The sequence below is a fragment of the Acinetobacter sp. YWS30-1 genome, from assembly GCF_033558715.1.
GTDB lineage: Bacteria > Pseudomonadota > Gammaproteobacteria > Pseudomonadales > Moraxellaceae > Acinetobacter.
Genome location: NZ_CP114606.1, coordinates 2,752,089 through 2,765,014, shown reverse-complemented (window position 1 = coordinate 2,765,014; position 12,926 = coordinate 2,752,089). Strand labels below are relative to the sequence as shown.

The following is a 12,926-nucleotide window of genomic DNA, read 5'->3' as shown; positions in this document are numbered from 1 at the left end:
TATTATCCTCTTGGTACTGGGCCAGTCATACTTGAGTGACGGGAGTCACCCAGAACGGAAATCATCAACATGGTCGCCCCGACTACGGTGACATAGACACCGACATCAAATAGCGCGGCAGAAGCCAGATGCATATCGCCAAGTAATGGCGGATGGACATGAATATGGGCACTGGTCAGGAATGGACGTGACCAGAACCAGGCTGCGATACCGGTTAGGCCTGCAATAGTCAGACCGATACCAATCCAGATTTCATAGAGACGTCCAGATTTAGCTCCCAGCATTTTTTCTGCATGATCCTGACCAATGGCAACGTATTGAATGATCAAGGCCAATGAGGTGACCAGACCGGCAATAAAACCGCCACCCGGAAGATTATGGCCGCGCATAAAGATATACAGACTCACCACCAGTGCTACCGGTAAAATCCATGATGCAGTAATTCGTAGCATCAAAGGGGAGGGGTTAAAACGGTAAGTCAGGCCTTGGGTAATAGTGGTGCCATGAGCACGCATACCGTCCATTAGACTCAGTACCCCAATGGCAGCAATCCCAAGTACGGTAATCTCGCCGAAGGTATCGAAACCACGGAAATCGACCAGAATTACGTTGACGACGTTTGTACCGCCACCAAGCGGAATCGATTGTTGGATGAAGAACCAGGAAATTGAATTATGGTCACGTGTCATAACTAGCCAAGCAACCGTTGCAATTCCTAGACCCCCGCAGACCGCAATCACTGCATCTCGCCAGCGTCGGGTCGGGCTGGATTCATAAGGCGTTAATTGTGGCAGGAGTGACAGGCTCATCAGTAGCAGAACAGTTGTTACTACATCGACTGTAATCTGGGTCAAAGCCAGATCGGGTGCCGAGAAACCAATGAAAACCATGGTGACGACCAGACCGACCGCACCGCTGATCAGGATGGCTTTAATCCGTTCATGATGGAACCACAGCATCATCCAGCAGGCTGAGAACAGCAGTAACCATAGAACGATGGCCAGAACTGGTGCATGGGTCAGTTCGCGGCTACCGGTGTCGATCCCATTGACGACGAGTGGATAGCCCACCAGACCAATGGTAAACAGCACCGTCCACAAAATATAACTTTGCAATTTGCCATTTTCAGTCGCACGGCGGAAACGTCTTGAATTCAGTAACAGATTTTTCAGGAACAGATCAAACAGTACACGGCCTTGCAGTTTGCCCAGTTTTGGATCCAGATCAATTTCCCGGATCGCACCGCCTTTGGCCAGTGCAAAATAGAAAATTGCACCGCCGAATATCGCGATGATACTCATCACCAAAGGCAGATTAATACCGTGCCAGAGGGCGAGGTGAGTTCCTTCAAAGGCGAAATTCTGGGTTGACGCTTGTGTGGTGCTATTTACAATCTTTTCGACCAGTAATCCTGGTAGCAGACCAACTGCAATACACAGAAAAGCCAGTAAGATAGCCGGTGCACGCATACCAAATGGCGGCTCATGCGCAGCTTTATTTGGGACTTGCTGGCCTAATGGACCATCAAAAAACACGCCATGTACCAGGCGAATCGAATAGGCGACAGCGAAAATCCCGGCCAGTGTTCCTGCAATAGCAGCACCGACCATGACTGGGCCACTTAAGTTTGCGACCAGTTCGGTAAAGAACATTTCCTTGGACAAGAAACCATTGGTTAATGGAATACCAGCCATGGAGGCGGCGGTGATCATGGTCAGTGTTGCGGTAAAAGGCAGCATTTGCCAAAGACCAGACAATTTTCGCAGATCACGAGTACCGGATTCATGGTCAATGATCCCGGCAATCATGAATAGGGCAGCTTTAAAGGTTGCATGGTTAATGATATGGAAAATTGCTGCTGCCACGGCCAGTGGTGAGCCAATACCCAGCAAACACATGATCAGGCCCAAGTGGCTAATAGTTGAATAGGCCAACAGACCTTTCAGATCTTCTTTAAAGATGGCAAAGAACGCTGCCACACACAGGGTAAATAACCCGATAAAAGTAACAATATTATGGAACAGTGCCGCGCCTGCAAAAATCGGCAATAAACGTGCGACTAAAAACAGGCCCGCTTTGACCATGGTGGCAGAGTGCAGATAGGCAGACACCGGCGTCGGTGCTGCCATGGCATTTGGTAACCAGAAGTGAAACGGGAACTGCGCACTTTTGGTAAAAGCACCGAGTAAAATTAATAATAATGTCGGTACAAATAGGGCATGTGCCTGAATCTGTTCGCCCATCATCAGGATCTGGTCAATCTGATAGGTACCCGTCATCTGTCCGAGCAGAATAAAACCACCCAGCATAGATAAGCCGCCCATGCCGGTAATGGTTAGAGCCATGCGTGAGCCGCGTTGGGCCGCTTCGTAATTGCTCCAGTAACCAACTAGCAGGAAGGAAGAAATACTGGTGAGTTCCCAGAAAATCAGGAGAATCAGAAGATTATTAGACAATGAAATACCGAGCATCGCTGCCATAAACAGCATCAGCAGGAAATAGAGTTTACTCAGGGAGTTTTTAGGACTGAGATAGTAATAGGCATAGATATAAATCAGGGTACCAATTCCACTAATCAGCAGAGCAAACAGCATGCCCAAAGCATCCAGCCGGAAACTGAAGTCGATTCCAAGCTGGGGTAGCCAGGACCAGGTCTGGGTAATTACCGTTCCATTAAATACAGCAGGCGCCTGACTCAACAGTAATAAGAAACTGCTGAGGCTGACGGCAATTGCTCCTAAAGCCGTTACCCCGCGTGAAAATTGCTTCAGCCACGAGACAAGGGTTGTGCCTAATACTAACGGTAACAATATAATAATTGGCAGCACACTCGTATCCATTGTCGTGATATAGGTTAAGGTCAACCTAGGGTGAATCTTTATCTTTCAAGGATTACAGGACCGCAAAGAGCGACCCAAAACTTCTCGATCTTGAAAGCCAGAATGATATTCAAACAGAATAAAACAGTTGTATTGCGCAACTTATAAACGATAGCAAATTCCGATTTTACAACGAAAATTGCAAGTAAAACCGATCATATTACAGGATAACCACAACATCAATGTTTTTATGTAGAACTTGTAGATTATACGTAAGCTTGGTTTTGATATGGGGTGCATGCTTGAACATCTCGTACAAATTTGACCGAAAATAAAGATCAAACTCCCTGCATTTATTGATAAAAATTTATAACTTCTTGATCAGGAATGCAGAAAATCAAAACCTATTCTTGCATCCTGATTTTAATTTTTAAATTGCATTATCGTTTCAGCACTAGTTAAGAAGATTGAGGCAGGCTTTGTGAATTATCCTGACTCAACAGTTGTAAAAGTTCTTGCTGCTGTTCTGTGCTTAGCTGTTCCTGAATCAGTTGCAAAACAGACTGAGCCGTCAAGTTGACTATTTCTGGTTCCTGAAGTGCATCTTCAACTTTTTCTATATCTGAATGATTTTGGCTCATCTCAAGCGGCAACTCTGCATAAAAATGATCATACTGAACCTGCATTGGATTTAGATGGATGGGATGCACCTGTTTATTTTCCAGTTTTAGACACTGAAAATCCTGAGCCTGCTCCAGCAATTCCGGCCGGTTTCCAGTCACAATAATCTGCAAGTTAGGAAACGCCTGATGCAGACGCGGTAAAATGACGGCGGCCATGTCCTGATCCAGTTGATGATCAATTTCATCAATCAGTAAAATGCCAGTACCTTCCTGACAGGGAAATAAGCTGTGCGGATTAAGCAGACAAAGGCGCCGTACAACATCTCCCACCAGTGCAATCCAGTTCCGGATACTGCTCGACAACTGCTGAAAGCTAAAGGTGTGATCCTGATAACGCACCATCAATTGCAGCTTGGGCTGGTAGTCTAGATAAATCTGGCTAAGTTCTGGTAGTACAATGGATAAAGCTTCACGCAAGGCAGTCAGGCTCGGTGTATGCATATGTGCTTTAGCTTTTTCAATTTGCTGGACCAGCTGATCTGCTTGTATATCATCCGATTGCTGTAGCGCCTGATCTAGAATCTGGTCAATGATCTTGGCACTTTGTGCATTTTCGATATCACTGATTTCACGAAACCATTCAAAGAAACGTGCAAAAGTCGTAAAGGGAATGGCGGTAATTTCATAGGCATGCGCAGTCTGAAAAATGGCCTGATTATTTTTGCTGAGTATATTGATTTCATTGACGAAGCGTTCAGCCGGATAATAGGCGACCATAGGCAGACCGAGCAAAGGGTCATGTTGTCTTGCCTTTTGATAGAGATTCACCATGGCATCGAGTTGCTGGGTTTCCGCTTTGGCAAAGCCAATGCCCTGACTATTTAAGGTTTTATATAACTGCCAGGAACAGGATTGGGCAGGGGCTGCTTCTCCCTGTGCTGATTCAGGCAATGATCCCAAATCATCAGGAAAACGCACCTGAATATCAATTTTGGATTGCAGGCGGTTTTGCAGGATATCCTGATCCAACATGCTTAAACCTGCGGTACGCAAGTCACGAAAACGTGCAGAAAACCAGGTCAAAGCCTGATAACTTAAGCGCAGCAAGGTGGTTTTACCCGAACCCTGATCACCCAGAATTAAAGTCACAGGTGATTTTTGCAGATCAAAATCGAGCTGGATATTAGAAAAGTGCAGAGCATGTTTGAGTTGTATTTTTTCGATGTGCATGGATCACCTGTAGCGTGATTTTTACATCTATGTTTTACCTTAGCCAACGGCTTGGCGCAGTGACTGTGGCATCCTGATTTTCAGTTGTTGAATGAGGTCATAAATGTGATGAATATTTAAGCTTACTTTAGCACGAGTACAGGCCACGTAAAGCAGACGTAACTCTTCGTCACTAATTTTATGGTCTTTCTCATTCAGCTTGAACTGGTAGTCATCTTCAATATGCACACGATCCCATTCCAGACCTTTGGCCTTATGCGCGGTAGAGATGATGTAGTCCGCTTGTCCGATTGGGGTGATTTTGGCGAGGGCAGTTTTCAGGGGATCAGTGCCATGTTCATCAACCAGTTTGACTAAAGGCTTGATATCACTGCCTTCATTGGTCTCACAGTATTCGTGTACATCATGCCATGAGTTAAACCAGGCCAGTTCAGGCACATCAACCACACGCTTGCCCTGTTTCAGCATCGCAGCGGCATCAACAAAACGGTTCAGTTTGACATGATCCGCTTGCAGGCTGACTTTATCGCCACGTACTAAACCGGCAAGTAATAGTTCCATAGCACGCGCATTGGTCCGGCATAGAATCGCATCGCGTAGTTTAGTGTGCGGTTTATTGACCACTTTGGAATTTAAGTGCGGATTGCCGAGTAGGGGCACGGTTTCATTCAATGCTCCTAAAATCGCATTAGCATTCAGCGCAATTTCAGGCCCGAAACGGAAGGAAGTGGTCAGACGAGATTCGGGTAGCGGCAGCTGCTGCATGGCATTCACTGCGCCACGCCAGGCATAAATTTGCTGGTGCGCATCGCCGACATAGATGACCTGAGTGCTACGCTGTTTTAGCAAAATTCCAAGCATTAGCGGATCGGCATCCTGTGCTTCATCAAACAGCACATAGTCGGCAGGAATATTGGGCTCAGACAATGCCCAAAGTTTCAGGTAAATATCATGCCCAATCCCGGCCTGATGATTGGGATCAATTGACTCTAACCAACGCCGTTCAACTGCTGGATAAAGTTTCTTTTGCAATGCTTCAATATCATCTGGGTGTAGCCAGCTCGGTGCCTGAATATGTCGCGGGGCGGGATATTGCGAACTGGTCGAGCAGAAATAGCCGACTGCGTTCGCAACCAGACTGGCCAGACGCGAAGGCATCAGCACATATTTTTCATAACGTCCGCCCATCATCCGGCGCAAGGTCATCGGTTCAAGGCGATATTCTTTGGCAATAAAGCTTGGACTTAAACGCGGTAGGCGTAGTTTATCCGTGACTCCACGTGGAACACTGCGAAAAGCCAGGGAGTGGAAAGTACGGCAGTCGACACCACGATGAAACTTGTTTTGTGCTTCTGAGGCAATGGATTTATTAAACGCCAGATACATGCCGCGCCGTTCCGGCATGGCATCACTGATCATTTGCAGGGTCGTAGTTTTACCTGTGCCCGCATAGGCAATGACTTTAAAAGATTTTCCCAGACGTGCGTTATCAATAGCAGTTGCCTGCTCATAGGTCGCTTTGGGTTTTTGCAGATCAGACACAGGTAGATTCATTCACGATTTAATGTTGGCGATTGGCTTTTTCAACCAGACCGGATAGACCCTGACGGCGTGCCAGTTCATTCAGGACCAGTTGCGGATCCAGGTCGAAGTAACCGAGCATCACAATGGTATGGAACCATAGATCAGCCACTTCATAGATCAGGTCATTCTTGTTGTCTTCAGAGGCTTCAGTTTTGAAATCTTTAGCCGCGATCACGGTCTCAAAGCTTTCTTCACCGACTTTTTCCAGAATCTTGTTGAGGCCTTTATGGTACAGCTTGGCCACATAAGAGGATTCCGGATCGGCTTTCTTACGCTCTGCCATCATCTCGCCCAAGTATGACAATACTTCAACCTGTTCAGACTGAGCGGTTGAGGCATTCATAGCAAGGGTATGTGGATTTGTTGATTTTTCACCATAGATTGCTGCTGGATCTTTGATTTGTGCATCCACAATTTCCCAGCCATTTGGGGTTAATTTACGGTAGAAACATGATTCACGGCCGGTATGGCAGGCAATACCACCATGCTGTTCAATCTGTAAAATAATTACATCCGCATCACAGTCCAGACGGATTTCATGCACAGTTTGGAAATGGCCAGATTCTTCGCCCTTATGCCATAACTTGTTACGTGAGCGGGAGAAATATACTGCCTGATTTTTTTCGGCAGTTAAAGCCAGCGCTTCACGGTTCATCCAGGCGACCATCAATACACGACCAGTTTGATGGTGCTGGGCAATGGCAGGAATCAGACCTTGTTCGTTAAATTTTACTTCATCGAGCCATTGCACGTTGTTCATAAGGGTTTCCATTAATTGAATCAGAATATAAAAAGATGGATAGGAAATATCCGTCCATAGTGTACGTGATCTCGTCGCATTTGCGGCAAAAATCTGTGCCTGAAAAGACAGGATGTGTCGTTGGGCGCATTCAGATTATAAACCTGAGCGGCTGAATCGCTAAAGTACAGAAATAAAATAGCCGCCAGTAGGCGGCCGGAATATTCTTGAAGAAATTACCAGTGCTCGCCCGGGAAGATCCGTGCATAGGCCTTTTGCACCCAGTTCAGTTTTTGTGGCTGACCCACTGATGCTGAAGAGCTTGGGAACAGGTTATAACCGATCGACATCAGGACATTGTTGATGTCTGGTGCAATCGCATAGGTAATCGAAGCCAGACGTCCCAGATTGGTCGCCACTTTCTTCGGACGTTTCACAATCGCATAAGCAACCAGTTCGGCTGCCTGTTCCGGAGACAAGGTAGGCACATATTTATAAATCTTGGTCGGTGCGATCATTGGTGTACGAACCAAAGGCATATAAATTGAAGTGATTGCAACTTTATGTGAATGGACTTCTGCAGACAGACAGCGGCTGAAAGCATCCAGTGCCGCTTTAGATGCGACATAAGCCGAGAAGCGGGTGGCGTTCGCCAATACACCAATCGAGCTGATATTGATGATATGACCTGCACGGCGAATCATCATTTGCGGCAGGATATTCATCACCAGGCGCACTGCACCAAAATAATTTAGCTGCATGGTACGTTCAAAATCATGAAAACGATCTACTGATTCATGCACCGCACGGCGAATCGAGCGGCCCGCATTGTTAATCAGGATATCGATATGGTCGACTGAAGCAATAATCTGTTTGGACACTTCATCAATGGATTCCATATTGTTGAGATCACATGGAAATACTGAAGCTTTACCGCCTTTGGATTCAATTTCTTTTTTTACTTGTTCTAGGGTGTCTTTGGTACGCGCGACCAGTAAAACATGTGCGCCAGCATCTGCCAGCTGATGTGCCGTCGTTAAACCTATACCACTGGATGCGCCTGTAATGAGAACAGTTTTACCTGCAATACGTTTTTCCAATTGTTTCTGTAGTCTAGTTTTCACGTTTGTTATCCCTAATTTGAAGACTGCGTTCAAATTATTTTTATTAAAAAATCAAAGATGGCTCTAAAGAGATAAGAGCGAAGATGAGTACTAATATAATAACTAATTATTTAAGAAAATCTATACATTAAACTATTGAAAATAAAATAAAAATTAGAGTAATTGCTCTAATTGTGTTCGCCGTTTCAATTGATTTTTATCATGAAAATAAATCACAAAGCAAGTGATTGTATTCAAAAAATAAATAAAAAAACTCCAGCATTTTTGCTGGAGTTTTCTGCTTTAAAATGGCGCTTAAACTGCTGCAAGAGATTGTTCCAGATCCGCAATCAGGTCATCAATGTGTTCAATTCCAATCGATAAGCGAACCATATCTTCACTCACACCTGCTGATTTGAGCTCTTCAGGATTGAGCTGGCGGTGGGTGGTGGTTGCAGGATGACAGGCGAGACTCTTAGCATCCCCAATATTGACCAGACGGGTGAACAGTTGCAGGGCATCGATAAAACGGGCACCGCCTTCACGGCCACCTTCTACACCAAAAGTCAGAATGGCAGACGGTTTACCTTTCACATATTTTTGTGCCAAAGCATGCTGCGGGTGATCTTTCAGACCGGCATAATTGACCCATTTTACTTTTGGATGTTGTTGCAAATATTCTGCAACCTTCAGCGCATTTTCGGTATGACGTTCCATACGCAGGCTCAAAGTTTCCAAGCCTTGCAGAATTAAAAATACATTTTGCGGGCTGATCGCTGCCCCGGTATTACGCAGAGGTACGACACGAGCACGCGCGATATAGGCAGCTTCACCTAAAGCTTCGACATAATTGACACCGTGATAGCTTGGATCAGGTGTATTCAGAGCAGGGAAACGCTCGGCATGTTGCCCCCATGGGAACTTGCCACTATCCACGATAATACCGCCGATCGAATTACCATGACCGCCAATGTATTTGGTGAGTGAATGCACCACGATGTCGGCACCGAAATCAAAAGATTTTTGTAGGACTGGGGTGGCAACCGTATTATCAACGATGACTGGTACGCCATATTCATGGGCAATCTTGGAAATCGCTTCGAGGTCAATAATATTGCCCAGTGGGTTTCCAATTGATTCCACAAAAACCAGTTTGGTCTTGTCATCAATTAGGCCACGTAATGCTTCCGGGTCTTGATAATCAAAGAAGCGAACTTCGATCCCTTGTTTAGGCAGGGTATGTGCAAACAGGTTATAGGTGCCACCATATAAAGTGGACACCGAAGCAATATTGTCACCCGCTTCAGCAATGGTCTGAATCGCATAGGTAATCGCAGCCATACCCGAAGCTAAAGCCAGCGCACCAATACCACCTTCCAGAGCTGCAATACGTTGTTCTAGCACCGCTGTGGTAGGGTTCATAATGCGGGTATAAATATTGCCCTGAACTTTCAGGTCAAACAGATCGGCACCGTGCTGAGTATTGTCAAAGGCATATGAGGTGGTTTGATAAATTGGCACTGCCACAGCTTTAGTAGTAGGTTCCGGGCTATAGCCTGCGTGAATCGCTAAAGTTTCTGCTTTATGAGTCATGATCGTTGGTCTTCTTGTGTTTTTAGCTGTAATGAAACTGCTCAAATATTAGCACTTGAAATATGAAGAAAAGTGCATATTTATTCAAATGAATATCTTAATTAACGATATAGCATCAATAAAATAATGCAAGTTTAGGTGTCAGAAATGCTGTTTGAAAAATAAACAGGATTAAACTTGTAACAAGGCATTAACTTCACGTGAATGGCTTATGTTTTGAAGACTTTCTGCGTATAATAGCCGATTATTTTTTCGCTCATGATTGAGCAGGGGGAGTTTGTTTCTTCCCCCATTTGGTTTTTCAATTGAGGAGTCCTACGTGGCCCAATATATTTATACGATGAACCGAGTGTCCAAGATGGTTCCGCCAAAGCGCGAAATCCTCAAGGATATCTCCTTATCATTTTTCCCAGGCGCAAAAATTGGTGTGCTTGGTCTGAACGGTGCAGGTAAATCTACTTTGCTTCGTATTATGGCGGGCGTAGATAAAGATTTCTCTGGTGAAGCACGTGCGCAACCGGGTATCAAAATTGGTTACCTCGAGCAAGAACCACCACTTGATCCAACCAAAGACGTTCGTGGCAACGTTGAAGACGGCGTACGTGAAGCACTTGATGCATTAGAGCGCCTTGATCAGGTATTTGCAGACTATGCAGATCCAGATGCAGACTTCGATGCACTAGCAAAAGAGCAGGAAAAACTGGAAGCAATTATCCAGACTTGGGATGCGCATAACCTGAATAACCAGCTGGAACAGGCTGCAGCAGCATTAAATCTGCCTGCATGGGATGCAGATGTAACCATGCTTTCAGGTGGTGAACGCCGTCGTGTTGCATTGTGCCGTTTACTGCTGTCTAAACCAGACATGCTGCTTCTCGACGAACCAACTAACCACTTGGATGCAGAGTCTGTATCTTGGCTGGAACGCTTCCTGAAAGACTTCCCGGGCACCATCGTAGCGATTACGCACGACCGTTACTTCCTTGATAACGTGGCCGAGTGGATTCTGGAGCTTGACCGTGGACATGGTATTCCTTACCAAGGTAACTATTCTTCTTGGCTGGAACAGAAAAATGCGCGTTTAGAACAAGAGAACAAGCAGGAAGAATCGTTTGCTAAAGCATTGAAAAAAGAACTTGAATGGGTTCGTTCAAATGCGAAAGGCCAGCAGAAGAAAAACAAAGCACGTATGGAGCGTTTCGAAGAGCTTAACTCTCGTGAATTCCAGCAACGTAACGAAACATCTGAAATCTATATTCCACCTGGTCCGCGTCTGGGCAACAAGGTGGTTGAAGTTGAAGGGATTAGCAAATCGTTTGGTGACAAACTGCTGTATAAAGACTTGTCTTTCACAGTACCACCAACAGCGATTGTCGGTATCGTAGGTCCAAACGGTGCAGGTAAAACTACATTGTTCCGTATGATGACGGGCGAACAGCAACCCGATACTGGTACAGTGACTTTGGGTGATTCTGTAAAAGTTGCTTATGTGGGTCAGATTCGTGACACCCTGGATGACAATAAAACCGTTTGGGAAGAAGTGTCTGGCGGTCTGGATATCCTGAAAGTGGGTGATTACGAAATTGCATCTCGTGCTTATATTGGGCGCTTTAACTTTAAAGGCCAAGATCAGCAAAAACGTGTAGGTGAATTGTCAGGTGGTGAGCGTAACCGTTTACAACTTGCGAAAATCCTGCAACAAGGTGCGAACGTAATCCTGCTCGATGAACCATCAAACGACTTGGACGTAGAAACTTTACGTGCGTTAGAAGATGCGATTTTGGTCTTCCCGGGCTGTGTGATGGTGGTATCGCATGACCGTTGGTTCCTGGACCGTATTGCGACTCACATCTTGTCATTTGAAGATGAGACTCCAGAATTCTTCACCGGTAACTATACCGAGTTTGAAGAGTATCGCCGTAAGAAATATGGCGATGATCTGGCAGCGAAGCGTCAGAAATATCGCAAAATTGGTGCTTAATCAAAGCGCATAAAAAAACCAGCTTTCGGGCTGGTTTTTTTCTTTAATATTGGACACTCATTTGGCTATAAGTATTTGATAACAGTTGTGCAGCTTTTAAATGACCTTGCTGTTTAGCCTTATTCAGCCATTCCTCAGCATGAAAATAATTCTGATCTAAACCTAGACTACCTTTAAGAAAGTGTTTACCCAGTCTATATTGCGCTTCGGCGTGACCACGTGTTGCTGCACTTAAGTAGTTCCAGAAAGCATTGCGTTGATAATTTTCTTGCTGCTCTAGCTGCGTAATTTGAAATTGTTCAGCTTGGCGTTGCTTTAAAATATGGCAAAGCTTTTCAAACTGTACAGCTTCCAGATAATAGGTGTCTGCTTCAGAAATATAATTTTCCATTTCTGAACCTGTTGGCTCATCATGAGAAAACAGAAAATGTATGACTTTTTTAAGTTTAAGCATTTTTATTCCTCACCTTTGCCATTATTAACAATTAATTAAACTATCCACTAAAGACTACAATATAAAGCGGTTTTATTTCGGTAATGAATTACATGCTTTTAGTCTCATGTTGATATTTTTGTGTATTTAATGAGCAAAAACAAGCAGTAGAAATAAAAAAACTTCATTTTAAAAGTGAAGCAAATTGGAAGAAATATGAATTTGTTGTTCTAGTCGACATTTTGATATTAGGGGTTAGAAGATTTAGTTTTACTAATAAAAAAATCTTGCATAAACATGCAAGATTTTTCGGCTTTGAAAATGAGTGAACTCTAGAAATCAGATTTCCCACTCATGATTGCATTCACGGCATTTCCATTTCTTTTGGCTTTGCATGAAAGCCTGCATGGAAATTTTAAAATCAGGCAAATCTTTATAGAACATGAAGCCTGCGATCAGACAGATAATAAACACGATCACAGTAGCGGTCTGTAAAGTCGTACCTGCACCATCTCCAAAAATCCACATCGCGATGCTAATGATGACCAGCAGCAATAATACAAACAGGGCAGGCACCAGCATGATCAGGCTTTTAGGCACGACTGGGCGCGCCGCCGGTTGACCTGGCTGAGCAACGGGCATGATTTTTGGGCTTTGACATTTAGGGCAACGATATTGCATTACTACTCCAAAATTCTAAATTACTGATTATTTTATCGGAAGATACGCAAAAACCGAAATACCGCCAATATAAAACAGACAGACAATAAAAAACCCAAGTCACAATGCTTGGGTTTTTTATTAAGATGTTGCCATCTTGA

The 12,926-nt window shown here is 44.6% G+C and carries 9 protein-coding genes; 1 reads left to right on the top strand and 8 read right to left on the bottom strand.

Annotated elements, in window-relative coordinates; genetic code table 11:
- Window positions 1-2: 2 nt before the first annotated feature.
- From O4M77_RS13125 to O4M77_RS13100, 6 genes are all read right to left on the bottom strand, one after another.
- Entirely contained in the window at window positions 3-2,840 is a 2,838-nt protein-coding gene (locus O4M77_RS13125) for a monovalent cation/H+ antiporter subunit A (protein ID WP_323713549.1), read from the bottom strand.
- Window positions 2,841-3,277: 437 nt separating this feature from the next.
- Window positions 3,278-4,672 (bottom strand): AAA family ATPase, encoded by a 1,395-nt coding sequence (locus tag O4M77_RS13120; RefSeq protein ID WP_180033715.1) that lies wholly within the window; start codon window positions 4,670-4,672, stop codon window positions 3,278-3,280.
- 39 nt (window positions 4,673-4,711) lie between these two features.
- On the bottom strand, window positions 4,712-6,214 hold the full coding sequence (locus O4M77_RS13115) for an AAA family ATPase (RefSeq protein WP_034590271.1): 1,503 nt from the start codon (window positions 6,212-6,214) through the stop codon (window positions 4,712-4,714).
- Window positions 6,215-6,233: 19 nt separating this feature from the next.
- The gene (gene hisIE, locus O4M77_RS13110) at window positions 6,234-7,016 is read right to left on the bottom strand and encodes a bifunctional phosphoribosyl-AMP cyclohydrolase/phosphoribosyl-ATP diphosphatase HisIE (protein WP_159122705.1); all 783 of its coding nucleotides are present in this window, start codon (window positions 7,014-7,016) and stop codon (window positions 6,234-6,236) included.
- Between the two features lie 215 nt (window positions 7,017-7,231).
- Window positions 7,232-8,119, bottom strand: a complete 888-nt coding sequence (locus O4M77_RS13105; RefSeq protein ID WP_034169744.1) for an SDR family NAD(P)-dependent oxidoreductase — start codon at window positions 8,117-8,119, stop codon at window positions 7,232-7,234.
- Between the two features lie 294 nt (window positions 8,120-8,413).
- Complete coding sequence (locus tag O4M77_RS13100; protein ID WP_180016608.1) at window positions 8,414-9,691, bottom strand: bifunctional O-acetylhomoserine aminocarboxypropyltransferase/cysteine synthase; 1,278 nt, start codon at window positions 9,689-9,691, stop codon at window positions 8,414-8,416.
- Between the two features lie 319 nt (window positions 9,692-10,010).
- Here O4M77_RS13100 and ettA point away from each other — a divergent pair, with 319 nt between their 5' ends.
- Window positions 10,011-11,672 (top strand): energy-dependent translational throttle protein EttA, encoded by a 1,662-nt coding sequence (ettA, locus tag O4M77_RS13095; RefSeq protein WP_005233568.1) that lies wholly within the window; start codon window positions 10,011-10,013, stop codon window positions 11,670-11,672.
- Window positions 11,673-11,715: 43 nt separating this feature from the next.
- On the opposite strand, the gene O4M77_RS13090 is transcribed toward ettA, so the two are convergent.
- Together O4M77_RS13090 and O4M77_RS13085 are read right to left on the bottom strand one after the other, a co-directional pair.
- Window positions 11,716-12,126, bottom strand: coding sequence for an SEL1-like repeat protein (locus O4M77_RS13090; protein WP_159122703.1), 411 nt, complete (start codon window positions 12,124-12,126; stop codon window positions 11,716-11,718).
- A gap of 318 nt (window positions 12,127-12,444) precedes the next feature.
- On the bottom strand, window positions 12,445-12,786 hold the full coding sequence (locus O4M77_RS13085; RefSeq protein WP_004787163.1) for a hypothetical protein: 342 nt from the start codon (window positions 12,784-12,786) through the stop codon (window positions 12,445-12,447).
- Window positions 12,787-12,926 lie beyond the last annotated feature (140 nt).